The following is a 26,242-nucleotide window of genomic DNA, read 5'->3' as shown; positions in this document are numbered from 1 at the left end:
GTTGTTGACGTTTTGCTGTTCAGTTTTCAAGGTTCATGTTTGTATGCCGCGCTCATTGGCGACTTTATTAATATATCCTGTTCGCACCTGGAAGTCAATACTATTTTAAAATATTTTTTCAGGCGTCTTAAGGACATGTATTAATATAAACCGTACAGCAAATTAAATCAAGCCTTTTCCTTAAAAAACTTGGATTTAATTTTTTTGAAGTCCGCAACAAACAAAATGATCCCTGCCAGCACAACGCTCCCACCTATTATCTGTGATGCACTGAGAAGTTCCCCTAGAATGAAATAGGCCAGTATTGCCGCTCCTACCGGCTCGAACAAAATGGCAATTGAAATGACATTCGTACTCACCCACTTCAATGACCAATTGAAAAGTGTATGCCCGAGCAGGTTCGGAATAATCGCCAGCAGCAAAAACCACATCCACTCGGAAGCTGGGTAAGGGCCGAATGACTCGCCTTTAGCTATGATATAGAAGAATAATGTTATCGTGCTAACGCTATAAACGACAAACGTATACGTGACCAACGAGATTCTTTTCCGGACATCTTGGCCGAAAAGCAGATAAGCAGTGATCAATGCGCAGGCAATCAACGCCAGCATATCTCCGTAGAGCGCCATCCCGCTGATTTTAAAATCGCCGTAGCCGATCAATACGCTGCCGCCGACTGCAATCACTCCAGAAACGATTGTCTTAATGGACAACCGCTCTTTAAAGAAGAAGTACGTGCCGGCAAAAGCGAATAACGGCTGAAGCGTAACCAAGACAGTGGAACTGGCGACTGACGTATAATTAAGCGATTCAAACCATAGGATGAAATGAAATGCGAGAAAAATTCCAGCGATTGATGTAAAAACCCAATCCCTCTTGCTTAGCTTCTTGATTTCCGGGGTATATTTCATTAAGAATACCGGACTCATGATAAGGATTGAGAACAGCATTCGATAAAAAGCCGTCACCCCTGAGTCAGCGGAAGTCATTTTCACGAAAATCGCTGAGAGTGCAACTGAAAAAACACCGATGATGATCGGGATGAAAGGATTAATTGCTGGTTTTTCCATAGCGGTGCTCCTTTAAGGTTGTTATGCTGTAAATACATAATTCAAATCAGCTTCTTCCAGTTTGACAGTTCCAGCATTCTTTATCAATCCCGTAATAAGGAAGGAGGAATTTAAATGGATTTTCTGGATGCACTTCATATCTCCTCCTATGAAACTTTCCTCAAGCTAGTAATAGCTGCTGTTCTAAGTTTAGTTATCGGGCTCGAGAGGGAATTAAAAAGGAAGCCTGTCGGGTTGAAGACGAGCGTCGTGATTGCTACATTCAGCTGTTTGCTGACAATCATTTCGATTGAAACGGCCTACCTTGCAGAAGGCAGTCCGCATGAAGGCGTCAATATCACAATGGATCCACTCCGCCTTGCCGCACAAATTGTATCCGGCATCGGTTTTCTTGGCGCCGGCGTCATCCTCAAGCGTGGCAATGATTCGATTTCCGGATTGACCACCGCAGCAATGATTTGGGGAGCTGGAGGAATTGGCATTGCAGTAGCCGCAGGTTTTTATATCGAAGCATTTTTCACAGTAGCCATTATTCTTTTCGGTATCGAAGTACTGCCCCCTGCCCTTTTCAAATTCGGTCCAAAGCGTTTGCGTATGGCGGAGGCCAGCATTAAAATCATCGTATCCGATACAGAGTCTTTCCCTATCATCGCAGAAGCGATAGAATCAAATGGGGTGAGCATTGAATCTCTTTCAATTTTCCATCATGAAGGCGATAGCGGAAATGTACTTCATCAAATGGCGATGCGGGTATCGTATTACCACACCAAAGAAACAATAAGCCTTTATCAGGAAATCATGGCTATCGACAAAGTCGAGGAAGTGGATATTGAGCTTATCAATTAAGGAGGAACGAGAATGGGAGAATTTTTTACATTATTAAAAGGCGGGAACAAGCCGTCCTTATTCGCTGCAGTTATCAATACTTTTATCTCAATTATGAAAGGTGTCGCCTTCTTCTTTACAGGAAACGTGGCAATGTTCGCCGAAATGATGCACTCGATCGGCGATGCAGCAAATCAATATTTTGTTTTTATCGGTTCGGCATTATCGAAGAAAGCGCCGACGAAACGATTTCCAAATGGTTTCGGCCGATTGCTTAACATTGTACTTCTAGGTGCCGTATTAATCGTCGGCATCATGGCATATGAAACGATTCTCGAAGGCTGGCACCAAATGACTCATCCAATGGAAGCGGAAGGATTTATCATCAGCGTTATCGTCTTGACAATAGCCATCCTCTTGGAAACTTTCGTGCTTTATAAAGCTGGCAAGGAAGTTTTGCATGAAGCAGGCGTCAAAGGCGGAGCACTTGCTCCCTTAACGACAAGTTTCGCCCATTTGAATCGTGCCAAACCTGCAACTAAACTCGTGTTTCTTGAAGATTTAGTTGCAACTTCAGGCGGCGTCCTGGCGTTAGTCGCCATTTTGATCGCCCATTACACAGGTTTCCTTGCAATCGAAGGTGCAGCTTCTATCGCTATCGGTTTGATGATGTTCTATGTAGTCACCAAAGTATTCATGGACAATGCCCGTGGCGCTATCGGGGAAACTGATGAGCAGATGGTAAACCATATCGCCCACATCCTGACTGATTAACCCGCAGTTAGAGATATCAAGAAGCTTGAAGTAATCAAAGAAGGCGAATTCCTTCATGTGGAAACACTCGTAGAAATCGATCCAACGCTAACCGTAGCCGAAGCAGACGCTTTGCAGGACCGTTTAGCCGATATCCTTTTGAACCAGCCGAGCGTTGACGATGTCATTGTGTCGCTTGACGCGGACGATGGCGAAACGCATTGGACGCATGTCAGCAAGCGCCCTGATTCGTTATCCGCAACGCCAACCGAATAATAAATAAAAAAAGATTGGGCGCATTGTGCGCCCAATCTTTTTTATAATCTTTTTTTAAAGTGAAGCTGTTAAGATTTCTTTTACGTCGTCGCTTTGCATTTTATTGAAATTGCCGAACTCTCCGTAGACCATGGCTTTTTCAGCCATCAAGTCAATCTTCGAACCATCAATTTCATAATCCGCCAAACGTGTAGGCGCTCCAAGAGATGTCCAGAATGCGCTCATGCGCTCGATTCCTTCCAACGCCGCCTCTTCGTCCGTCTTGCCTTCTCGTTCAACATCGAAGACACGTTCAGCCATTTGCGCAAAGCGTGCTGGATTTACTTTGATGTTGTGGCGCATCCACTGAGGGAATAGAATAGCTAAGCCTCCAGCATGCGGAATATCGTAAACTGCTGATACGGCATGTTCGATATTGTGTGTAGCCCAGTCTCCGTTGTAACCCATTTGAAGGATGTTGTTCAACCCCATCGTCCCTGCGAATAAAATTGTTTCGCGGTGCTCGTAGCTTTGGAGATCATCTAATAATTTCGGAGCCGTTTCAATTACTGCTTTCAATACCCCTTCGCACATCCGGTCTTGTACAGGTGTGTTTGTAGCATTGTTGAAATATTGCTCGAAAATATGGGACATCATATCGACAATGCCATATACCGTATGGTCTTTTGGCACCGACATTGTATAAGTCGGATCAAGAATCGAGAATTTCGGGAACGACAACGGGCTTCCCCAGCCATATTTCTCTTGTGTTTCTTCATTTGTGATGACCGATCCAGAGTTCATCTCTGAACCTGTTGCCGCCAAAGTCAGCACTGTGCCGAATGGCAATGCCTCTTTCGGCTGTGCTTTGCGTGATACGAAATCCCAAGCATCGCCATCATATGGTGCGCCGCATGCAATCAGTTTCGTACAGTCAATAACAGAACCGCCGCCTACTGCCAAAAGCATATCAATGCCTTCATTTTTACAGATTTCAATGCCTTTGCGTGCAGTTGAGATCCGTGGATTCGGCTCTACTCCGCCTAATTCAAAAACTTCAAGGTCCGCTTCGGCTAAGGTAGCCATTACTTCATCGTAGAGGCCGTTCTTTTTGATGCTGCCTCCGCCATATACCACCAATACTTTTTTGCCATATTTAGGCAATTCTTTCTTAACCGCTTCTAATTGCCCTTTACCAAAAATTAATTTAACCGGGTTATAAAATGAAAATGCATTCATCTAATCATCCTCCTATTCTTTTTCTATTATGTAGATTTCCCTATTAAAACGCAAAAAAACCGCTCGGGAAGAACCCGAACGATCTTTTTTCGCCTTAAACCCACCCACGGAAGCGTGCTGCTTCCGCAGTTCTGCGAGCTCCGACCATATAAGCGGCCAAGCGCATATCAATATTGCGTGTAGTAGCGACATTGTAAACATTATCAAAAGCATCAACAAGCTTTTTCGTCAGCTTTTCATCCACTTCTTCCTGCGTCCAGTAATAACCTTGGTTATTTTGAACCCATTCAAAGTAAGACACTGTGACACCGCCTGAACTAGCCAATACATCCGGCACAAGAAGAATTCCACGTTCAGTCAGAATTTTCGTCGCTTCCGAAGTTGTCGGCCCGTTCGCCGCTTCCACGACGATTGAAGCTTTGATATCATGTGCATTTTCAGCTGTAATCTGGTTGGCAATCGCTGCTGGGACAAGGATATCGCAATCCAATTCAAACAACTCTTTGTTTGAAATCGTGTTATCGAATAACGTTGTCACGGTACCGAAGCTATCGCGGCGGTCCAGCAAATACTCAACATCCAAGCCGTCTGGATCATGCAATGCACCGTAAGCGTCAGAAATTCCGACAACTTTCGCGCCTTGATCATGAAGGAACTTCGCCAAGAAACTGCCGGCGTTGCCGAACCCTTGAATTACTACCCGTGCGCCTTTAATTTCAAGGCCGCGTTTTTTAGCAGCTTCATTAATAACAATGGTTACACCTTGAGCAGTCGCTTTATCCCGGCCTTGTGAACCACCAAGGACAATCGGTTTCCCTGTAATGAATCCAGGTGAATTGAATTCATCAATTTTGCTGTATTCATCGAACATCCACGCCATGATCTGCGAGTTAGTGAAAACGTCCGGAGCCGGAATGTCTTTGTTCGGCCCAACGATTTGGCTGATTGCACGGACATAGCCGCGGCTCAGTTTCTCGATTTCATGCATGGACATTTCTCTTGGGTCACAGATGATGCCGCCTTTTCCTCCGCCATAAGGAAGATCGACGATTCCACATTTCAATGTCATCCACATAGAAAGCGCCATTACTTCTTCCCGGTTTACGTCAGGATGAAAACGCACTCCGCCTTTAGTAGGTCCGACTGCATCGTTGTGCTGTGCACGGAATCCTGTAAATACTTTTGTTTTTCCATCGTCCATGCGGACTGGAATACGCACTTCCATAATACGCATAGGTTCTTTTAAAAGTTCATACATCGATTCTTCGTATCCGAGTTTATCCAACGCAGTTCGAATAACGTTCTGAGTTGACGTCAACAAGTTCAAGTTTTCAGCCATTGTTTTAATTCGCCTCTTTATATTTATAGTAATTACTCGAAACTAGTGTAACATATCCAGCTTGTTGCGTGCTAGAAAGTCATTAATTTGAAAATACTTTTTGGATGCGTTCGATTGCCCAGTCAAGTTCTTCTTTTGAAATGATCAATGGTGGTGCAAAACGGATGACAGTATCATGCGTTTCTTTGCATAATAAACCAAGTTCTTTCAGTTTTTCGCAATAAGGACGCGCTGCTTCAGTCAATTCCATGCCGATGAACAATCCACGGCCGCGCACTTCTTTAATAGAAGGATGTTGGATTTCACGCAATTTGCCAATAAAGTATTCGCCTAGTTCTTGCGAACGTTCAGCTAGTTTTTCATTTTGCAGCACTTCAAGAGAAGCGATTGATACTGCACAAGCAAGTGGGTTCCCTCCGAAAGTCGAACCGTGTGATCCTGGGTTAAAGACATTCAAGATTTCATGGTCTGCAACGACACAAGAAATCGGGAACACTCCGCCTCCAAGCGCTTTGCCCAATATGTACATATCCGGCTCAACATCTTCCCATTCACAAGCGAACATTTTACCAGTACGCGCAAGCCCACACTGAATTTCGTCAGCAATGAATAAAACGTTGTTTTCGCGGCATAATTCTCTTGCAGCTTTCAAGAATCCTTCTTCTGGCATAACAATGCCTGCTTCACCTTGGATCGGTTCGATCAGGAAGGCAGCCGTATTTGGTGTAATCGCATTTTTCAATGCTTCCAAATCGCTGTAAGGAATGATTTTAATGCCTGGAAGCATCGGTCCGAAGCCTCTTCTGTAATCAGGATCTGATGATAAAGAAACTGCAGTCATCGTACGGCCGTGGAAGTTGCCTTCGCATGCAATGATTTCAGCTTGATCTTTTTCAACGCCTTTTACGTCATATGCCCAGCGGCGTGCCGCTTTAAATGCTGTTTCAACAGCTTCTGCACCCGTATTCATCGGCAAAGCCATTTCTTTTCCGGAAATTTTACAGATCAATTCGTACCAAGGAGCCAGCATATCGTTATGGAATGCGCGTGAAGTCAATGTCACTCGGTCAGCCTGGTCTTTTAAGGCCTGGATGATTTTCGGATGGCGGTGGCCTTGGTTGACAGCGGAATAGGCTGAAAGCATATCCATGAATTTATTGCCTTCAGGATCCTTGACCCAAACTCCTTCTGCTTCTGTGATGACGATTGGCAGTGGATGGTAGTTTGGTGCACCGAATTTTTCTGTTTGTTCGATAATTTCTTGCGTCTTTGTCATTTAAATTCCTCCTTTTTTAAAAAAGGCAGACTAATAAGTCCGCCTTTTAATGAATAATTATACCACTTAATGCTTCTTAATACATTTCAGAAGTTGTTTTTGCTTGCATGTGAAGACCCAAGTAATCCGGTCCGCCCGCTTTTGAGTCTGTTCCTGACATGTTGAACCCACCGAATGACTGGTATCCAACGATTGCGCCTGTGCATCCACGGTTGAAATACAAATTGCCGACATGGAATTCTTCGCGTGCATATTCAAGATGTTCACGGTTATTCGTAATGACTCCGCCCGTCAAACCGTATTCTGTGTTGTTGGCAATGTCGATTGCTTCTTTAAAGTCTTTCGCTTTTGTGAAGCCGACAACCGGTCCGAAAATCTCTTCCTGCATAACACGGTCAGTTGGTGCAAGATCCGCAATGACAGTCGGGTTCACGAAGAACCCTTTAGAATCGTCGCCAGTTCCACCCGCAACTACGCGGCCTTCTTCTTTGCCGATTTCAATATAGCTCATGATTTTTTTGAAAGAGTTTGAATCAATAACCGGGCCCATATAATTCGACTGGTCAGTCGGGTTGCCGATTGTCAATTCGTTCGTCAACTCGATGACGCGTTCAAGAACTTCGTCATACACGTCTTCTACGACAACGGCACGAGATCCTGCAGAACATTTCTGTCCGCTGAAACCGAATGCAGATTTGACGATCGATTGTGCAGCAAGCTCAAGATCTGCGTCTTTATCGATAACCATCGTGTTTTTCCCGCCCATTTCAGCAATCAGGCGCTTCATCCAAACTTGCCCTTCGTTCACTTTTGCAGAACGGTCAGCAATTCTTAGGCCGACTTCTTTTGAACCAGTGAATGAGATGAAACGAGTTTTCGGGTGATCGACCAAATAGTCTCCTACTTCAGAACCCGGTCCTGGGATAAAGTTGACGACGCCTGCAGGCATGCCCGCTTCTTCAAGAACTTCGATGAATTTATAAGCGACAACCGGAGTTGTTGAAGCTGGTTTCAATAGAACTGTGTTCCCAGTAACCATTGCAGCAACAGTTGTTCCTGCCATGATTGCAAAAGCGAAGTTCCATGGAGAAATGACAACGCCTACTCCAAGAGGAATATAATCGTAGCGGTTGTCTTCGCCTGGACGGCTTTCGACTGGCATGCCATCTTTCATCTTAAGCATTTGGTGCGCGTAGTAAGTCAAGAAGTCGATTGCTTCAGCTGTATCAGCATCCGCTTCGTTCCATGGCTTGCCCGCTTCTTTTGTAAGAAGTGCAGAGAATTCATGCTTGCGGCGGCGAACAATCGCTGCAGCTTTCAACAATACATCAGCGCGCACTTCAGGTTTAACTTTTTTCCACGTTTTGAATGCTTCAAGAGCGCTTTGCATCGCTTTTTCAGCTAATTCTTTATTTGATTTCGAAACACGGCCGATGATTTCTTCTTTATCAGCAGGGTTGAATGAAACGATTTTGTCTTCAGTTGTAACGCGTTCTCCACCAATAACCAATGGATAGTCTTGGCCTAAATACGCCTCAACTGTTTTTAAACCGGCCAGGTAAGCAGTGCGGTTCTTTTCAATTGAAAAATCTGTGAATGGTTCGTGTTTGTAGGGAATCATGTGAATCCTCCTTGGATTTAATAAAAGCGCAAAAAAAGTTTGCACTTATATTCTCTTTACATATATAATAATGCAAAAGATTGTTGCATTAATCAAGTCTTTTCTATTAAAAAGTTATAAATATTTTGAGGTGATTTTTTGAAAACCGTTGAGAAAGACTTGTTGCCGTTCTACCATTTCGCTGCAGAACACGCGGCAGTCGGCATCCACGCGATTGATCTAAAAGGCAAGACGATATTTTATAACCAGAAAATGAGAGAAATTGAGGGTTTCGATTACGAAGAATTGGCGGATCGTTCGCTGTTGGAATTATTTCGTTTTGATCAGCACGAAAGCACATTGCTGCAGGTGCTGCAATCTGGAAAAGCCGTTTTGAATGTAAAACAGACGTATTGGAACCGCAAAGGCCAGGAAATCACCACCATCAACGATACCCATCCGGTCTTTGACGAAAAGGTGCTGGTCGGCGCAATTGAATTGTCACGGGATGTTACGAAGCTGGAAAAGGTCGTATACCAGCCGCTTAAAAAGTATGAAGAGCCGATTACGTTTTCAAGCATCACTGCAATTTCGGAGAGTATGAGAAAAGTCATCCAAACAGCCGAGAAAGCTGCGACATTAAAGCTTCCTGTTTTATTGGTGGGTGAATCGGGCACAGGAAAAGAATTGATCGCTGAGTCGATCCATTCAGCATCTTCGTCCAGCGGCCAGCTGTTCACTTTGTATTGCCACGGCACTGACAGTCAATTGATCGATCGCCTCCAGGAAGATTTGGCAGATACGCCGCACAGGACGGTCTATTGCGAACGCATCGACCTCCTCCCTTTGCCTCTGCAATACCATTTGCTGCAGATGGCGAAAGAACTCTCCAATCAGAACACTTATTTTATCGCCAGCGTTGGTGAAGATCCAGTGGAGCTGATCGCTTCGCAAAAATTGTCGAAAGAACTCTATTATTTCTTTTCAGCTATGACCATCCAGCTCGAACCGCTCCGCAACCGAAAAGAAGACGTCATGCCTTTTGTTTATGATTATTTGTCCCGGCACCGCATGAAATTCGGTTCAGTGGTCCGCAGTTTGACAAAAGAAGCGGAAGAGATGTTCTTGAAATATGATTGGCCGGGCAATTTAAAGGAACTTGAGTTGCTTCTCGACGAAGCGACCTCCCTTTTGACCACCGAAGAGTCACTTACCGCGGAATTGCTGCCGCAGCATTTTAAATGGAAGACGATGAACAAACATGCTTTGAACCCAGAGGACTTTATCGTCCATTCCGGCAAGGAAATGCTGCCGCTCGATGATTATTTGCAAGAAGCGGAAAGCTATTATTTAAAAAAAGCGATGGACCTCCATGGCGGCAATGTTACGAAAGCTGCCGCAGCACTCGGCATGAGCCGGCAAAACCTGCAGTATCGATTGCGGAAAATCAAAAAAAACGAAGCGCAGACATGATGTCTGTACTTCGTTTTTTTGTTGCGCCTAAGCGCTTTCCTTACTGTCTAGCTCCAGCGGCCAGATCCTCGGGTCATAAGCCAGTCATCCTGTGCGGCTGAAAAAATGCCGCTTCGGCTGCCCGTCTTATGCCCTACGGATCTATACGGCCGCTTCCGCTTTTCTTACTGACCTGAACGCTTGATCCACTCTTGCATTTTGTCTTTCAACGAGTTGAATCCTTCAGAATCATTTTCGTTTACGTGTGATTGAAGAGATTGTTTTGGTTTTTCAGTGCGCTGAGCTGCTGGCGGCTGCTCTTGTAGTGCACGGATTGACAAGCTGATTTTTTTAGATTTATCGTCAACTTCCAAAACTTTAACGTTAACTTCTTGGCCAACTGCCAAGTATTCGCTAACTTCTTTTACGTAGCCGTGTGTGATTTCTGAGATGTGGACCAATCCTTGAGTTTGATCGTCCAATGCTACGAATGCACCGTATGGCTGAATTCCTGTTACTTTACCTGTTACTGTGTCGCCTGTTTGGAAATTTGTCATTTTATACCCGCTCCTAGTCTTATCTAATTATCCTGTACACCTTATTGGCATCTGTAAATTATAGCACAGAATAGGCTGCAGAGTAAAATCAATACATATTCAAGTCGCCAAAACGCCAGCCTGACGGGGTTTTGACCATTGTTAATTGGTTGAATTCCACGTCAGCACCGTCGTTCGGGCCTTCGAATTGGAAGCTGCCGTGTTCCAAGCTGCCGTTACCGTTTCCATAATAAAAGGAGTCGCTGTAAAAGGCTGCGCTCAGCGCGTCAGAAAAATGCGGTACGCTTCTTCCAGAAAGTTGTGTCAGAACATAGGACTCTTCCAACGCCTCCGGCTCTTCGAAAAGCAAGAGAAGCATGGCTGTGTTCTCCTCTTCAAAAGCCTTCAAAAGCAGTCCGGCGATTTCCCCCGGCGAGGCTTTATCCAGCACTTTTTCGTCTAAGCTTTCTTTGAATTCATTGTACAAGGCATTCACATTTTTCTTATAGCCTGATTCTTTTCCGCTCAAGTCATAATTTTCGTAAAGGTGATACTGCATAAACCATGTTGCATCGCCCTGCATAACAAGGCTAGGGGTGAACTGCGGGTAAACGGTTTCGTCTTTCGGGCTGATGGACAGGTACAAATGCAGCCTCGGCCCTATGCGCGTGATTTGCTCTTCGTTCACTTCTATCCATTTGATGTATTCTTTTAAACCAGGCTGCTGACGCCAGATCCGCTTGTACTCAGGGAGCGGCGGCTTCGCTTCCCCGGACAATAGATGCCACATTGTGTCAGCGTCGCCAAGGCTATTCGCGTGGTCGAACAGCAGCAAAACATCTAGCGGCAGCACATTTTCCAGCAGGGCCAAGTCGTGCTGCGCTGAAAACTCTTTGTAGAGTTTCTCTGTCGCTGCAAAATCGTGCCGTTCCAATTGAATGAGCTGTGGTTCGATTGCAACGTCACCATTCGGCAGTTTCGCTGCAAGCTTGCCTGCCTTCTCCATGTCCAATGCTTCTAGGATGCTGTCATACTCCAGTTCATCGTAACTTTTTGAGCCCGTCCAGCCACTTGCTTCCATTTCTTCTATAATGGGCAGCATGACGTAAATCAGCGGATTGCCGGATTGCTCAGCCATTTGCTTCCATGCTTCCTGGTATTCCCCTTTTACAATCCCTTGGCTGTCAAAAACCGTCTGGCCTTCTCCACCTTTCAGCGTCAGAAAAAAGGCATGCTGAAAAACAGCTGCAAAATCCTGGTACAGCGGTGAAGAGTCCACAGATTCAAGCAATGGCCGTTCAATTGATGTCAGGATGTATGGCATCTGGCTGATGGGTTGCAAGAGGCCCTTTTCGTCAAAGTATGGATCATTCATCAACAGGCCGATATAATTGCTCGCTTCGTAATCGTTATTCAGCAAATTGCTTGAATGCAGTGCTTCCGTGTTCCGGCGTGTGATGAAACGGTCTTCTGATGGATGCTTGATGACCGTCAGGCTGCGTTCGCTAAGGGAATCGACCAAGTTCTGGACCTCTTCCGTGAAGTCGCTACGTCCCGCAAGCAATTTTTCGGCCGACAATTCCCCGTTGACCTCCACTTTCGCGAGTTCCTCATGATTCGTTGCCAAAACCTCTTCCGACAGCAGCATCAATTCTTTTGTTTTCAGCGCATAATTAACAAGGACTTTCTGCGTTTCAGCGCTCGATAAAAACGCGTCGCTAAAAAGCAACACCATCTCTTTCGGCGTTTCGATCTGAAGCATCAACTCATCCACTTGGCGCTGCATTTTCTTTTTATCATTTTTCATCCCTTCAGCATGTTCATTGCTCAACACCCGTTCCATTTGCTGATCCGCTTTTTTGACGTATTGCAGCTGATTATATACACCCTCATCAATGCCCAGCCGCTCCGGAGACGATTGCCGGATTTTGTTGTACTGCTGTTTCCAGCCCTCGAGCATTTTAACTGTAAGCTGATCCTCATTTTCCGTTTCCGCTGCTGTCAGCGGCAAATCCGGTCTAGCGTTATCCATTATATAAGAGGCGCCGATGACACCTGCCAAAAACAGTCCGGCTGTAGCCAGCAGAACTTTAGTGCGCTTCGCCACTGGCGCCGGCATTGGCGTATTTTCAGGAATGTGCGGAATTTCTGCTTCTCCTTCACTTTCCGCCATGCTGAACTCGATGCGGCCATAGGATTTTCCGGCAAATTCCAAACGTTTTTCAACGGCCGCAGCATCCGCTATGCCCAAGTTTTCTTGTAATTGCCGAAAACCGGCCTGTAAGCCTTCCTGCGCCTGCAGTTCGGGGCGTTCTACGATACCGCTGATTTCCTGAAGCCGCTTGCCCTGCAAATAATGCAGCGTCAACGCGATACGCTCAGGCGCATCCAAAGCCAAGATTGCTTTGTGCGTTTCGAGGTCTTCAGGAAAGCGGAACATGTCTTCCGCTGCTTCTTCACTTCCGATAAATCGAGGCAACTTTAAAATTGCCGTTTTATACAATAAAATGTCCATCTCTTTTTCATCATCCATTGCTGCTGAAGAAAAATCTTTGTATACAGCCTGCTGGAATGCATTTAGTTTGTCTGCCGGCACGCCATTTTGAAAGCCGAAACGCATGACTTGCCCGAGTAGTTGCGGTGTCCATTCCGACGTTGTCTGGTATCGCTCATTTTGAACACGATTCGTCTGTTGATTGGCATCCATTTTGAAATCCACCTCTTTTGCGTAAATATTCAATCATCTTCCTTTATTTGTTTATTATACACGATAATGTACCCTTGCTTTGAATTGTCTCTATTTTTTTATAGGTGGGTCGTGTAGAATTAAAAAATCCAAATAGTTTAGGAGTGAGAACATGCAGAAACGTGAACAATGGACATCGAAGCTTGGCTTTATCCTCGCGGCAGCGGGAAGCGCCATCGGTTTAGGGGCAATCTGGAAATTCCCTTATGAAACCGGTGCAAATGGCGGCAGTGTCTTTATCTTGCTCTTTATTATCAGCACCTTAGCAATCGGCTTGCCGATTTTGCTTGCTGAATTCGTCATAGGGAGACGCGGACAGGCAGATCCTGTCAGCGCATTAAAAAAACAGGCACCTGGAAAACCATGGTTTTTAATCGGTTGGTCTGGACTTATTTTCTCTTTTATCATCTTATCTTTCTACAGTGTTGTCGGGGGCTGGATCCTTTCTTATCTCGGCCGCTCCTTATTGTTCCAGTTGTCGAATCTGGGTGACGCTGATTTCGCTGAATTATTCGGCGGCATCATCGGCAATCCACTGGAAGTCATCCTTGCGCAAGCCGCTTTCATGTTGCTGACAATCTGGATCGTGCAAGGCGGCATCAAGGGCGGCATCGAACGCGCCAGCAAGATCATGATGCCCGGGCTGTTGATTTTCCTGGTCATCTTGATGGTCCGTTCATTGACCTTGGACGGCGCCATGGAAGGCGTGAAATTCATGTTCGTGCCTGATTGGTCGTTCTTTAATTTTAAAACCGCATTGATCGCTCTAGGACAGGCTTTCTTCTCCTTAAGCGTTGGTGTTGCAGGCATGATGACTTATGCCTCATATTTGTCGAAATCCGAGAATCTCTCCCGTTCCGCTGTCAGCGTTGCCGGATTGAACATCCTTATATCCATCATGGCCGGACTGATCATTTTCCCGGCAGTATTTGCACTTGGCTATACACCGGACCAAGGGCCTGGTTTGGTCTTCATCATCCTCCCGGCCATTTTCGACCAATTATTCATGGGCGGTTTGCTGATGATCATTTTCTTCGTGCTCATGCTTTTCGCCACGTTGACTTCATCCATCTCGATGCTTGAAATCGGTGTATCCATTATTGTGAAAAATAAATTCGACCGACGCGTCCGTGTTGCGTGGTTGTATGGCTTGGTGATTTTCCTGTTCGGCATCCCGAGCGCATTGTCATTCGGCGTCATGTCGGAGCCGTTCATGTTCGGCTACACATTCTTCGATTTCATGGACATTTTGACTAGCCGGATCGGTTTGCCGATCGGTGCTTTATTCACTGCCCTCTTTGCCGGCTATATATTGAAAAAACATGAAGCAGAGACGGAATTGCCTGGCCAGACAGTCTGGTTCCAAGTGTGGCGCGCATTGGTGCGCTATGTAGCTCCAGTAGCGATTATCGTCGTCTTTATCCAAGGAATCATTTCCATTTTCTAAGCTGTTATTTGTTTCGAAACTGCCATAATTTCGTCTGTCGAAATAGACAGTTTATGGTATACTTCATTTAATTACATGAAACATTTTGCAGAGGAGTGTATATATATGAAGAAAGATTTGCACACACAATTAAAGTTCCTTCGTGAAGAACGCAATTTGTCGCTAGACGAATTAGCCTTGAAAGCCCGAATCGGCGTCGCTAGGCTCCAAGCTTATGAAACCGGCGAAGAAGTGCCTTCTACACAAACTATCTTGAAACTCTCAAATGCACTTGAAGTGCCAGCATCCAATTTGCTGGACGGTGCAGAAGCAGCCCAATAAAAAAAAGCTTTCGGCCCATTGGGGCTGAAAGCTTTTTTTATTTAGATAATGCACTTTGCTTCGTATTTCAATGCCAGCAGTTTATAGGAAATGGCGACGCAATGTTCGAGAGGAATCCATTTCTCGAACGTGAATTGGTAGATGCTTTGGATTTGCTTCGCTAAATCGGACGGATCATCGAGCACATGCAATTGAGCTACAACTTCCATAATTTCCGAGCCATACAAATCTCCGCCAATTGAGTAAGGATCCCATTCTTCCAAGACTCTCGCAGCTCTTCTGTTCATTTCACTCATTCCCATTTGATTTCACCTTACATTTCCATAGTATTAACAGCCATAATAGCACATAAGCAAAAAAAGAGAAGAGCCTTTGTCCTGAACTCTTCCCTTTGCCATGAATAGGCTGCTTTAAATCAAAGCAAAATTATTTGGATAGCACTTCAATTGAATCGATGGTAACGTCTTCTACCGGGCGGTCCTGTTGTTTTTCAACTGCCGCGATTGCATCAACAACGTCCATCCCTTCGATGACTTGGCCGAAAACGGTGTGTTTGCCGTCAAGCCATGGCGTTCCGCCCAATTCGGCATATGCTTGCTTCACTGCATCCGGACGGTCTGAAGAAACGCTGTCCGCCGGAGCTTCTTTTGCCTGTACGATGAAAAACTGGCTGCCGTTCGTTCCGGGACCAGCGTTTGCCATCGACAATGCACCGCGAAGGTTCAATAAGTTGTCGCTGAATTCGTCTTCGAACGATTCGCCATAAATGCTTTCTCCGCCTCCGCCAGTGCCTGTCGGGTCACCGCTTTGCAGCATGAAGTCTTCAATGACGCGGTGGAACAATAAGCCGTCATAATAGCCATCTTCTGCAAGGGTCAGAAAGTTCTCAACCGCTTTTGGCGCGTAATCCGGGAATAATTTGATCTTGATCGTTCCCATCGACGTTTCCATTGCGACCAGCTCTTCGTTGTCTGCGACTTCATTGCTTAATTGCGGATAGACAGCGGCGCTTGCCGGTGCTGCCGCTTGGTTTTCTTCGGCTGTTTCAGGTTCTGCCTTTTCTGGCTGTGCTTGCTGCTCTTCTGTACCGCATGCGGCCAAGAAGCCAGCCAGCAGGATTGCTGCTGTTAATTTCATTTTCATCTCATTCACCCCATCACATTTTATCATACAATATTTCGAATTGGCATGTAATTCTCAGCACTTTTTTCGTGTGACGAAATACTATATAATAGAAACAGGTTCACGGATCAGAAAGAAGGGACTCCGGATGGAAAGACAAAAAAAGAACTTCCTCATCATTATCATCTCCAATTTCCTGGTAGCCGGAAGCACTACCATGATCATGCCTTTTCTTTCGCTGTACATCGAATCGCTCGGGAATTTTTCCGAGGAATATGTCCAGCGCTGGGCAGGCCTCGTATTCGGCGTCACATTTGTCGCCGCACTTTTCATGTCACCGATTTGGGGACGGATTGCTGACAAGTATGGCTATAAGCCGATCCTCATTATCAACTGTTTTGGGATTGCCACCAGTATTTTCTTAATGGGAACGGCCGAATCAGTCCATGAATTATTCTTCATCCGTTTGTTCATGGGCGTTGTGACGGGCTTTATCCCGACATCTCTTGCCTTTGTCAGCTCACAGACGTCGAAGGAAACGGCTGGCAAAACGCTTGGCACGCTGCAGATGGGCAGCGTATCCGGGACTTTATTCGGACCGGTGATCGGCGGATTGATGGCCGATACATTCGGCTTTACGTATACCTTCCTTATTACATCGGGTGTCATTGCGCTAGCTGCGCTTATCGTTGTCGTCGGCATCAAAGAAGTGAAACGCGTGAAGCATAAAGATGCCCATGTTTATGCGCGCAAAACCATCATCCAGGGCATCTTCCACCATCGCTTGCTGTTCAATGTCATGATCATCACCGCGTTGATCCAGATCGGAAACTTCAGCATTCAGCCGCTGCTGTCGCTTTATGTCGCTCATTTGACCGACAGCACACAAGTCGCCTTGCTTGCCGGCATCACATTCAGCGCGACCGGCGTCGGCAATCTCTTGTTCGCACGGCGCTGGGGCCGCCTAGGCGACCAGATCGGCTACGAAAAAGTCCTGACATTCTTATTGATCCTCGCATTCGTCTTCATCATTCCGCAAGCTTTTGTCACGGAGCTTTGGCAATTGATGATTCTTCGGCTATTGTTCGGGATTGCCGTGGGCGGCATGATTCCGACAACAACCGCATTGATGAGACGCGAAGCGCCTATCGAGATCCAAGGTGAAGTCATGGGCTACAATACCAGCTTCCGCTTTTTAGGGAATATCATCGGCCCGATGTTCGGGGGCATCGTCAGTGGATTTATCGGAATCCCTGCCGTCTTTATCGTCACCGGCTCGTTGTTCTTGATTTCGTTTATCTTCTTGAAATACACAACCGCCAAACCGGAACAGGATTTTGAAGACGTCCTTCTTGAGCAGGAATTGAAATCTTCATGACAAAGCAGCAGATTTCCAATGGGAAATCTGCTCAGACTGTAGACAAAGTCTAATCAAAATGAATAATTGTGTATACCCCAACCAGTCTGGCCACTTCGCTTTCCGTGGGCTCAGCTTCAGCCTCCTCGTCACTGAAAAAAAGAGTTGCTCCTGCATCGCTGCGCTAGCTTCGTCGCAAACGAGGTTTTTCAAACCTCGTTTCCTGCGGGGTCTTCAGCCTTCGCTGTCCCACAGGAGTCTTCGTGGCCAGACCGGTTGACAGCATGTGGCTCTAATTGAAAAGAGTAACCAAATAATTCACTTTTCATAAGTATTCTCTCAAGGGTTCGGAGCGCAATGCGGCGAAAGGCAAATATGTGCTCCTGCATCGCTGCGCTAGCTTCGTCGCAAAGATCATGTCCGAACTTCTTTCGGACACGATCTTTCCTGCGGAAGAACGGAGTGATGAGACCCCACAGGAGCTTTCGACGAGGAGGCTCAGCGCTTCGTCCGCGGAAAGCGTCCGCATGGAGCGCAGAATCCGATATACTTAAGATGAAACGACTTTTATTCTTTAAATAACAAAAATATTTACTTGTCTACTACATGAGCAGATTTCCAACAGGAAATCTGCTTTTTTATTCCGGAATAAAACCGGATTCTCTTGTTACTCGGTCTTTAGGAAGGTGCATTTCGACTAAATTCGACAGCGTTTTCCAACTTTTTTATTTGAGTTTCTTCCTATTTCATTAAGCGGGAAATCCTTGCGGCATCAGCCGTACAGCAAAAGCCGAATGGTGCAAATTTATTGGATGTACGTTATAATTTCTCTAGAAACCCATCATGTAACCGCTTGAAAGGAGGATTCATTTGTCACTCGTGTTTTTAATCTTTTTGCCGATACTCGCAGCCCTGCTGATTCCGCTGCTGTTCAAAAAACTTAGCCGCATCCATACCGGCTGGTTTGTCTTGATTGTTCCCGTGATTTTATTCATCTATTACGCTTCTTACCTACCGCAAACGATGGAAGGCGGAACTTTCACTTCAGAATTTCAATGGATCCCTTCCTTGGACATTGCATTCATCGCATACCTGGATGGATTGAGCCTACTGTTCTCTCTATTGATAACGGGGATCGGTTCGCTGGTTGTTTTGTATTCAATCTTTTACTTGGATAAGAACCGCGAGCAATTACATAATTTCTACGTTTACTTATTGATTTTCATGACCGCTATGCTCGGAGTCGTCCAATCCGACCATATGATTACGTTGTACCTTTTCTGGGAACTCACCTCCATTTCCTCATTCCTGCTGATCGGTTATTGGTATACACGCGACCGTTCACGCTTCGGGGCTTTAAAGTCAATGATGATCACCGTCTTCGGCGGCTTGATGATGCTCGGGGGCTTTGTGCTGCTCAGTATCATGGGCAATACTTACTCAATTCGCGAACTTATTGCGCAAGCGCCGGATCTGGTGCAGCATGAGTTCTTTATCTGGGCGCTCGTGCTCATCTTGCTTGGCGCCTTTACAAAATCTGCCCAATTCCCATTCTACATCTGGCTTCCGGATGCCATGGAAGCGCCTACTCCTGTAAGCGCCTACTTGCATTCGGCGACGATGGTAAAAGCCGGCCTTTATCTGGTGGCGCGTTTTACGCCGATTTTCGCGGCTTCCGGACTTTGGGTATGGCTCGTTACAGGCGTCGGATTGTTCACCATGATTTGGGCATCTGTCTTTGCACTTAAACAAAAAGACCTAAAAGGGATTCTGGCGTTCTCTACCGTTTCGCAATTGGGCTTGATCATGAGCCTGCTTGGCGCTTCCGCTATGGGCTTCCATGTAGAAGATGCGGCTGGCACCGTCTTTAAATACGCTGCGTTCGCTGCGATCTTCCACTTGGTCAACCATGCCGTATTTAAAGGCAGTCTGTTCATGGTCGCTGGAATCGTCGACCACGAAACAGGGACGCGCGACATCCGCAAACTGGGCGGCTTGATGAGCCTGATGCCGATTTCCTTCACCATTGCCATGATCGGCTCGCTGTCGATGGCCGGCATTCCGTTGTTCGGCGGTTTCCTGAGCAAGGAAACCTTCCTGACTGCGATGCTCGCCATCACCGAGTTCGAACTGTTCTCGATGGATGTCTGGGGCTTCTTGTTCCCTGTCATCGCCTGGGTCGGCAGTGTCTTCACGTTTGTCTATAGCTTGTATTTCGTACTCCACACGTTTACCGGGAAGCACAAGCCGGAGGAGCTGCCGAAACAGGCGCATGAAGCGCCTATCGGCATGCTCATCCCGCCAGCTATTTTGGCAATGCTTGTTATCGCGATTTTCTTCATCCCGAATGTGGTCGGCGACTGGATCGTCAAGCCGGCGGTGCTGGCTATCCAGCCATTCCTTTACACTTCCCCGGAGCAAGTCGATGTCCATGTTTCCGCATGGCACGGCTTCAACACGGAATTGTATATGACGCTCGGCATTTTCGTTGTCGGCGGCCTGCTGTTCTGGCTGTTGCGCAAATGGCAGCCGGTTTACGACAAACTGCCGGAAACGTATTCGCTCAACAGCCTGTATGATTTCATGATGTATTTGAGCGACAGCGGCGCCAAGCGCTTTTCCGCTCTGTACATGACGGGCTTTATCCGCTCGTATTTGGCTTATATGTTCGGATTCTTCATCTTGATCATGCTGACGACACTGTATTTGGTGGATGCCTTTGTTTTCGATACCACCAACCTGGCGCCGGTCGGCACGTATGAAATCTTCATCGCCATCGCTTTGGTCGCTGCAACGATCACGACAATTGCAGCGAAATCAAGGTTGACAGCTATTGTCGCTTTAGGGGTGGTCGGCTATTCTGTTGCATTGTTCTTCGTCATATTCCGGGCACCGGATTTGGCGCTGACACAATTGGTCATCGAAACCATTTCCGTTGCACTGTTCCTGTTGGCGTTTTACCATTTGCCAGTCAACAGCAAAAAAGAAGAACGCATCAGTTTTAAAGTCGGAAATGCGGCCATCGCATTAGGGGTAGGCGTCACCATGACTTTGGTGGCATTGTCCGCCCACTCCCAAAAGCTTCTGCCGTCCATTTCCGAGTATTACAAAGAAACGGTTTATTCAGAAGCCGGCGGCGGCAATATCGTCAACGTCATTCTCGTTGATTACCGCGGCTTTGATACCTTGTTTGAAATCGCCGTTCTTGGCATTGCTGGAATCGGGATCATCACCATGATCAAGCTCCGATTGAGCAAAAAGGAGGGCCACCATGAAAACAAATGATGTTATGCTACAGACCGCGACCAAGGTGGTCATTTTCATCATCCTGCTGTTTGCGGTCCATATTTTCTTCACCGGGCATTATACACCGGGCGGCGGTTTTGTCGGCGGCCTGTTGACAGCGAGCGCCATCGTCTTGTTGATGCTGGCGTTTGACCTGGACACCGTGAAAAAGATTCTTCCGCTCAATTACGTTGCCATGGTCGCTTCCGGCTTGCTCATTGCACTTGGTACAGCTGGCGCTTCCATCGTTTTCGATGTTCCCTTTTTCACACACGCTTATGATTATTTCGATCTGCCGTTATTCGGCAAAACATCGCTGCATTCTGCTGCGTTGTTCGATTTAGGAGTTTATTTGGTTGTTGTCGGAGTTACGATGACCATTATTCAAACGATTGGAGAGGATGAATAATGGAAATTATCATGTCGGTTGTCATCGGCTTTCTGTTCATGGCAGCTGTTTACTTAATGCTTTCTAAAAGTTTGATCCGCATCATTATCGGCACTGGGCTCTTGAGCCACGGCGCCCATTTGCTGCTGTTGACGATGGGCGGACTCGGCGGAATGGCTCCTCCGGTCGTGGCAGACGGCGTCAGCGTAGCAGATTACGCTGATCCCCTGCCTCAAGCCTTGATTTTGACGGCAATTGTCATTTCGTTTGCGGTGACATCGTTCTTCCTGGTTCTTGCTTACCGTGCCTATCAGGAACTCGGCACAGACAATATGAACTTGATGAGAGGAACTGAAGATTATGAGTAATTTGCTTCTTTTTCCGATCCTCATCCCATTATTGTTTGCAATCGTTTTGATGTTCTTCCCGAAAAATGTTTCCTTGCAGCGGTCCACCGCAATAGCGGGTGCGGCTGCAACGTTGATCGCCGCCATCACATTATTGGTGAAAGTCCAAAATGACGGTGTCCAAGCTATTACCTTAGGCAGCTGGCCTGCGCCATTCGGCATTTCCATGGTGTCCGATCTGCTTTCCGTGCTGCTTGTGCTGAGTGCCAGCTTAATCACGTTTTTCGTTATTTTATACAGCATCCCGACAATCGGTGAGGCGCGTGAACGGTCATTCTACTATTCGGGGATTATGTTCTTGCTGGTCGGCGTCAACGGCGCGTTCACGACCGGGGATATTTTCAACTTATTCGTTTTCGTTGAAGTGCTGTTAATGTCTTCCTATATGCTGATTGTCCACGGCGGCGAAAAGCCGCAATTACGGGAAAGCATCAAGTATTTGCTGGTCAACATCATTTCTTCCGCTTTGTTTGTTTCAGCAGTCGCCTATCTGTATTCGGTGACCGGTACGCTGAACATGGCGGACTTAGCGGTGAAAATCCCGCAAATCGAATCCACCGGCATTCTAACCTTGATCGCCGTCATGTTCTTGGTGGTCTTCGGATTTAAAGCATCCATTTTTCCGCTTTATTTCTGGCTTCCAGGTTCATATTACGCTCCGCCAACGCCGATCTTGGCTTTATTTGGCGCCTTGCTGACGAAAGTCGGCGTTTATGCGATCATGCGTACATATACCTTGTTTTTTACCATGAATACCGGGTTTACACATGAACTGCTGGCCATCGTCTCGATTTTGACGATACTCGCCGGCTGTATCGGGGCACTCGCATATTTCGATGTAAAGAAAATCATCATTTACAACATCATCATCGCAGTCGGCGTCATTTTGTTCGGCGTCTCGCAATTGAATGAAGCGGGCATCAACGGATCGATTTTCTATTTGGTCCATGACATGCTCATCAAAGCTGCATTGTTCTTTCTTGTCGGCATCGTCGCTGTCATTTTCGGCACGACCAACCTCCGCGAAATGGGCGGGTTGATGAAAACCTACCCGTTCCTTGGATGGGTTTACTTGATTGCCGCATTCGGTTTGGCAGGCATTCCCCCGTTAAGCGGATTCCCTGGCAAATTATTGATTGTCCAAGGCGGCTTTGAAGGCCCTCATTTCTGGGGCAGCATCATCATTTTAGCGACCAGCCTGCTGGTTTTGTTAAGTGCGATGCGAATCTTCATCTATGCATTCTGGGGCGAACCAAGAGAAACGATGCCTTTAGAGAAAACAACTTACCGCAGAATGCTCATACCTTCTGTCGTCCTGGTCATCATCACTATCGTACTAGGTGCCGGCGCTGAAATGTTCATGCCCCTGATCCAAGGTGCAGGAGAAGTTCTATTAAATCCATCCATCTATATAGATGCGGTATTAAAGGAGTAGAAGACCATGTCCCTGCAAATATTATTGAATTTCTTCCTGGCCGGCGTCTGGATGTTCATCACGGACAATTTTACTCCCTCCGGTTTCGCCATCGGTTATTTGGTTGGCCTTCTGCTTGTGGTCATGATGCGCAGGTTTTTCTCGAGCAGGCTGTACCTCTACCGAATTTGGGCAGTCATTTCCCTGTTCTTCCTGTTCCTGAAAGAATTGGTGCTGTCGAGTTTTGCCGTGTTCAAGCTGGTTATCCAACCGCGTTTGAATATCAAGCCTGCTATTTTTGAGCTGGAAACTGAATTGAAACAGGACTGGGAAATCACTTTGCTCGCTGCATTGATTACATTGACGCCGGGTACGCTCGTTCTCGGCATTTCAGATGATCAAAAAAAATTATACATCCACGCCATCGACTTTGAAGATATCGAGGATGCGGTGTCTTCAATCAAAAATACATTTGAACGGGCAATCTTGGAGGTGAGCCGCTCATGATGACATTCTACTGGGTTGCCTTGCTCATTATCAGCTTTGCCTTTGTCGGCTTGCTGTACCGGCTGATCAAAGGGCCTAGCATCGCTGACCGCATTGTTGCACTCGACGCGTTAGGCGTTGCGCTTGTCTCCATCATCGCGCTATTGTCGCTTATCCTGGAAACTGAGTTTTTCCTGGCGATCATCCTGCTGCTGAGCATCCTGGCTTTTATCGGGACAGTGGCATTTGCGAAGTTCATTGAGAGAGGTGTGATTTTCGATCGAAAACCTAATCGTTAATTCATTGATCATCATTTCCATCAGTGTAGGCGTCATTTTCAGCGTCGTGACAGCCTTGGGGCTTATCAGGCTTCCTGATGTATACACTCGGACCCACGCGGCCTCTAAGAGTGCAACACTCGGCGTTCTGGGCATACTGACAGGAACTTTCCTGCATTTCTTGTTGATTGAAGACCATTTCAATCCTCAATTGATCATCGCCATCGCTTTCCTTTTCATCACGTCTCCGGTTTCCGGCCATTTGATCGGCCGAGCTGCTTATATGTCCGGTACGGAATTGGCGAAAGAAACCGTGCGCGATGATATGAAAGTATTGCGGGAGAAAACAGAAGACCCTAAATAAGTAAGAAAAAAGAGTTGGCAAGCGAAAAATCGCTTGCCAACTCTTTTTCTGTTTATTGCTGTTCAGCCATTTTCTCTACAAGCATTGCGAGTGTCCGGACCATTGCACCTGTTCCGCCCTGCGGCCCAAGGTCATGCTGGGAAGCGGCGTGGGATGTGCCGGCGATATCCAAATGGATCCACGGCGTCCCTTCCGTGAATTCACCGACAAAGCCTCCTCCGAAAATCATGTGGCCATCGCGCCCTGGCGAGTTGTTCAAATCGGCAACATCACTTTTACGGATGCGTTTTTTATCGCTCTCTGTCAACGGCAAGCGCCAGACAAATTCCCCTGTCTCTTTCGCAGCACCCATGAACAAATCGAAGAACGCATCATCATTGGCAAGCGCTCCTGTTTTATCGTTGCCGAGCGCCACGATCACACCGCCGGTCAACGTTGCCACGTCGACGATTTTTGTTGCGCCAAGCTGCTTGGCATAGGTCACGGAATCCGCCAGCACCAAGCGCCCTTCCGCATCTGTGTTAAGGATTTCAATCGTCTTGCCGCTGAGCGACGTAATAACATCATCCGGTTTGAACGCATTCCCTGACACCATGTTATCGGTCGAAGCAATCACTGCGACCACGTTTTTTTCCGGCTGCAGCTCACCGATGATTTTCATCGCACCAAGCACTGCTGCTGCACCGCCCATATCGCCTTTCATGCCCACAATGCCATCTTTGGGCTTCAACGAGTAACCTCCCGTATCGAACGTGATGCCCTTGCCGACAAGCGCAAGCGGATCTTCAAAGCCGTCTGTCGCTTTGTACTTCAAGACAATCAGCCGAGGCTCTTCGACAGAACCTTGGTTAACAGCAAGGATAGCACCCATGCCGAGCTCTTCCATCTCCGCTTTGCCCAGGATTTCTGTTTCAAAGCCATATGTATCTCCAAGCTCTTGTGCATAACCCGCGAGCATTGTCGCCGTCAGCAAATTGCCAGGCATATTGACCAATGTCCGCGCTTCATTGACCGATTGGCCAAAAACGTGTCCAATAAAAGCAGAAGCTGACACTTCGTCTTCATTGCCGTCCGTCAAGAACGACAGCGTTTCCATTTCCACGTCCGCTTCGTTTGATGATGTTTTATAATCATCGAAGCTGTAAGTCCCCATCGTAATGCCCTCTGCTGCCAAATAAGCGGCGTTCTCAGCATTCACCGCATCGTTTTGGAACGAGTCCAAATACACAGCCGCATGGCGGATTTTCTTTTTCGCCAATTCTTTTCCAGCAAGTGCAAATGCTGTACGAACAATGTCTTCAGTCAATTTCTTGCGATCATCCAATCCAACGAATAAAACCCGTTGAATCGACCCAGATAATGTTGGATACGCAACGATGGAATTCAAATCGAAAGAAAGCCCCTGTTTGATCCAGTCTTCCAGCTTGCCGTTGAACCGTTCAGAAAAATCCTGCCAGTTTTTCGTATTTTCCGGATGGCGGGCCAAGCCCACCACTAAAATATCCGCTTCGCATGCTGCAGCATCATTGACTATTTTAAACTCCATTTAAAATCCCCCTTTATGTTGTTTTCCATTCAAGTGTAGCATTAATTCTGCAAAGCTAGTAGTTCGTAAAGCGAAATATTTTCCACAAGAAGAAAAAAGCAATTATGATATACTGAAAGCATAAATGGATTAGGAAAGGTTGTGTACTGGATGGAATTTTTCTCAAATCTTCCGCTGATGATTGCTTTATTCGCTATCCTTTTTGCCCAATTCGTAAAAATTCCCATTCACTACGCAGTGACACGGGAACTCAATTGGGGCCTCTTCACTTCCACAGGAGGCATGCCGAGCTCCCATTCTGCAGCCGTCACTTCCCTCACCACTTCGGTCGGCATCCAGCATGGCCCGGATTCGACCATCTTTGCAATTGCGACGATGTTTGCCGTGATTACAATGTACGACGCGACAGGCGTCCGCTTCCAAGCCGGCCAGCACGCGTTGACCATCAATAAGCTGCGGCAAGACCTGCATATGTTTATGAATGAAACGAGAAGCTGGTCCCAGAAAGCCGAAGAAGAAAAAATCAAAGAGCTCAAGACGCTTCTCGGCCACAAGCCAAGCGAAGTATTCATGGGCGCCTTGACCGGCATCGCGATCGCATTTGCGATACATGGGTTGGTTCAGTAATAAAAGCGCGTCCCCCTGTGGGTCGGCGCTTTTTAGGTCTCATTCTCTTTTCATTTCGCTTCAGGTGGACGCTTTCCGCGGGCACTACCTCAGCCGCTTCACTCACTGT

Annotated in this window: 23 protein-coding genes and 1 pseudogene; 14 read left to right on the top strand and 10 right to left on the bottom strand. The window is 46.7% G+C overall.

Annotation, left to right across the window (positions count from 1 at the left end):
* Positions 1-167 precede the first annotated feature (167 nt).
* Positions 168-1,070: a DMT family transporter gene (locus tag QMA09_RS15595; RefSeq protein ID WP_135502646.1), complete on the bottom strand. Its 903-nt coding sequence runs from the start codon at positions 1,068-1,070 to the stop codon at positions 168-170.
* 114 nt (positions 1,071-1,184) lie between these two features.
* Here QMA09_RS15595 and QMA09_RS15590 point away from each other — a divergent pair, with 114 nt between their 5' ends.
* Positions 1,185-1,916, top strand: a complete 732-nt coding sequence (locus tag QMA09_RS15590) for an MgtC/SapB family protein (protein WP_135502644.1) — start codon at positions 1,185-1,187, stop codon at positions 1,914-1,916.
* Positions 1,917-1,928: 12 nt separating this feature from the next.
* Positions 1,929-2,924: pseudogene (locus tag QMA09_RS15585) on the top strand (cation diffusion facilitator family transporter).
* A 54-nt stretch (positions 2,925-2,978) separates the two neighbouring features.
* Here QMA09_RS15585 and QMA09_RS15580 read toward each other — a convergent pair.
* From QMA09_RS15580 to pruA, 4 genes are all read right to left on the bottom strand, one after another.
* Positions 2,979-4,142: an iron-containing alcohol dehydrogenase gene (locus tag QMA09_RS15580; protein ID WP_290213770.1), complete on the bottom strand. Its 1,164-nt coding sequence runs from the start codon at positions 4,140-4,142 to the stop codon at positions 2,979-2,981.
* Between the two features lie 94 nt (positions 4,143-4,236).
* Positions 4,237-5,481 (bottom strand): Glu/Leu/Phe/Val family dehydrogenase, encoded by a 1,245-nt coding sequence (locus QMA09_RS15575; RefSeq protein ID WP_135502638.1) that lies wholly within the window; start codon positions 5,479-5,481, stop codon positions 4,237-4,239.
* 82 nt (positions 5,482-5,563) lie between these two features.
* Positions 5,564-6,757, bottom strand: a complete 1,194-nt coding sequence (locus QMA09_RS15570) for an ornithine--oxo-acid transaminase (protein WP_290213769.1) — start codon at positions 6,755-6,757, stop codon at positions 5,564-5,566.
* A 76-nt stretch (positions 6,758-6,833) separates the two neighbouring features.
* Complete coding sequence (pruA, locus tag QMA09_RS15565) at positions 6,834-8,378, bottom strand: L-glutamate gamma-semialdehyde dehydrogenase (RefSeq protein ID WP_290213768.1); 1,545 nt, start codon at positions 8,376-8,378, stop codon at positions 6,834-6,836.
* 138 nt (positions 8,379-8,516) lie between these two features.
* On the opposite strand from pruA, the gene QMA09_RS15560 reads away from it, so the two are divergent.
* On the top strand, positions 8,517-9,830 hold the full coding sequence (locus tag QMA09_RS15560) for an AAA-type ATPase lid domain-containing protein (RefSeq protein WP_290213767.1): 1,314 nt from the start codon (positions 8,517-8,519) through the stop codon (positions 9,828-9,830).
* Between the two features lie 164 nt (positions 9,831-9,994).
* On the opposite strand, the gene yugI is transcribed toward QMA09_RS15560, so the two are convergent.
* Complete coding sequence (yugI, locus tag QMA09_RS15555) at positions 9,995-10,366, bottom strand: S1 domain-containing post-transcriptional regulator GSP13 (RefSeq protein ID WP_135502630.1); 372 nt, start codon at positions 10,364-10,366, stop codon at positions 9,995-9,997.
* Positions 10,367-10,454: 88 nt separating this feature from the next.
* Positions 10,455-13,052 carry a hypothetical protein gene (locus tag QMA09_RS15550; RefSeq protein ID WP_290213766.1) on the bottom strand — a complete coding sequence of 866 codons (2,598 nt, stop codon included), beginning with the start codon at positions 13,050-13,052 and terminating at the stop codon, positions 10,455-10,457.
* Between the two features lie 151 nt (positions 13,053-13,203).
* Here QMA09_RS15550 and QMA09_RS15545 point away from each other — a divergent pair, with 151 nt between their 5' ends.
* Both QMA09_RS15545 and QMA09_RS15540 read left to right on the top strand, forming a co-directional pair.
* Complete coding sequence (locus QMA09_RS15545) at positions 13,204-14,538, top strand: sodium-dependent transporter (RefSeq protein ID WP_290213765.1); 1,335 nt, start codon at positions 13,204-13,206, stop codon at positions 14,536-14,538.
* Positions 14,539-14,643: 105 nt separating this feature from the next.
* Positions 14,644-14,859 carry a helix-turn-helix domain-containing protein gene (locus QMA09_RS15540; protein WP_290213764.1) on the top strand — a complete coding sequence of 72 codons (216 nt, stop codon included), beginning with the start codon at positions 14,644-14,646 and terminating at the stop codon, positions 14,857-14,859.
* Between the two features lie 41 nt (positions 14,860-14,900).
* Here QMA09_RS15540 and QMA09_RS15535 read toward each other — a convergent pair whose 3' ends face one another.
* Positions 14,901-15,146: a DUF1871 family protein gene (locus QMA09_RS15535; RefSeq protein WP_356779595.1), complete on the bottom strand. Its 246-nt coding sequence runs from the start codon at positions 15,144-15,146 to the stop codon at positions 14,901-14,903.
* Between the two features lie 139 nt (positions 15,147-15,285).
* Positions 15,286-16,002, bottom strand: coding sequence for a peptidylprolyl isomerase (locus tag QMA09_RS15530; protein WP_290213762.1), 717 nt, complete (start codon positions 16,000-16,002; stop codon positions 15,286-15,288).
* Positions 16,003-16,129: 127 nt separating this feature from the next.
* Between QMA09_RS15530 and QMA09_RS15525 the strand changes: the two genes are divergently transcribed.
* The 8 genes from QMA09_RS15525 (at position 16,130) to mnhG (ending at position 23,960) form a co-directional block, all read left to right on the top strand.
* Positions 16,130-17,359, top strand: coding sequence for an MFS transporter (locus QMA09_RS15525; protein ID WP_290213761.1), 1,230 nt, complete (start codon positions 16,130-16,132; stop codon positions 17,357-17,359).
* A gap of 849 nt (positions 17,360-18,208) precedes the next feature.
* On the top strand, positions 18,209-20,623 hold the full coding sequence (locus tag QMA09_RS15520) for a Na+/H+ antiporter subunit A (protein ID WP_290213760.1): 2,415 nt from the start codon (positions 18,209-18,211) through the stop codon (positions 20,621-20,623).
* Positions 20,610-21,032 carry a Na(+)/H(+) antiporter subunit B gene (locus QMA09_RS15515; RefSeq protein WP_290213759.1) on the top strand — a complete coding sequence of 141 codons (423 nt, stop codon included), beginning with the start codon at positions 20,610-20,612 and terminating at the stop codon, positions 21,030-21,032. Before QMA09_RS15520 ends, QMA09_RS15515 begins: the two co-directional genes overlap by 14 nt.
* Positions 21,032-21,379: a Na(+)/H(+) antiporter subunit C gene (locus QMA09_RS15510; RefSeq protein ID WP_135502610.1), complete on the top strand. Its 348-nt coding sequence runs from the start codon at positions 21,032-21,034 to the stop codon at positions 21,377-21,379. Before QMA09_RS15515 ends, QMA09_RS15510 begins: the two co-directional genes overlap by 1 nt.
* Positions 21,372-22,853: a Na+/H+ antiporter subunit D gene (locus tag QMA09_RS15505; protein ID WP_290213758.1), complete on the top strand. Its 1,482-nt coding sequence runs from the start codon at positions 21,372-21,374 to the stop codon at positions 22,851-22,853. The genes QMA09_RS15510 and QMA09_RS15505 overlap by 8 nt, the downstream gene beginning before the upstream one ends.
* A 6-nt stretch (positions 22,854-22,859) precedes the next feature.
* Complete coding sequence (locus QMA09_RS15500; RefSeq protein WP_135502606.1) at positions 22,860-23,339, top strand: Na+/H+ antiporter subunit E; 480 nt, start codon at positions 22,860-22,862, stop codon at positions 23,337-23,339.
* On the top strand, positions 23,336-23,617 hold the full coding sequence (locus QMA09_RS15495) for a Na(+)/H(+) antiporter subunit F1 (protein ID WP_290213757.1): 282 nt from the start codon (positions 23,336-23,338) through the stop codon (positions 23,615-23,617). Before QMA09_RS15500 ends, QMA09_RS15495 begins: the two co-directional genes overlap by 4 nt.
* A 4-nt stretch (positions 23,618-23,621) precedes the next feature.
* Positions 23,622-23,960 carry a monovalent cation/H(+) antiporter subunit G gene (mnhG, locus tag QMA09_RS15490; protein WP_290213756.1) on the top strand — a complete coding sequence of 113 codons (339 nt, stop codon included), beginning with the start codon at positions 23,622-23,624 and terminating at the stop codon, positions 23,958-23,960.
* Positions 23,961-24,012: 52 nt separating this feature from the next.
* On the opposite strand, the gene QMA09_RS15485 is transcribed toward mnhG, so the two are convergent.
* Entirely contained in the window at positions 24,013-25,506 is a 1,494-nt protein-coding gene (locus QMA09_RS15485) for a leucyl aminopeptidase (RefSeq protein WP_290213755.1), read from the bottom strand.
* A 150-nt stretch (positions 25,507-25,656) separates the two neighbouring features.
* Here QMA09_RS15485 and QMA09_RS15480 point away from each other — a divergent pair, with 150 nt between their 5' ends.
* On the top strand, positions 25,657-26,133 hold the full coding sequence (locus QMA09_RS15480) for a divergent PAP2 family protein (protein WP_290213754.1): 477 nt from the start codon (positions 25,657-25,659) through the stop codon (positions 26,131-26,133).
* Positions 26,134-26,242 lie beyond the last annotated feature (109 nt).

This window comes from Planococcus sp. APC 3906 (assembly GCF_030407685.1).
Classification (GTDB): domain Bacteria; phylum Bacillota; class Bacilli; order Bacillales_A; family Planococcaceae; genus Planococcus; species Planococcus koreensis.
Note: the sequence above shows the minus strand (reverse complement) of the source record. Positions and strands in the feature narration are given on the sequence as shown.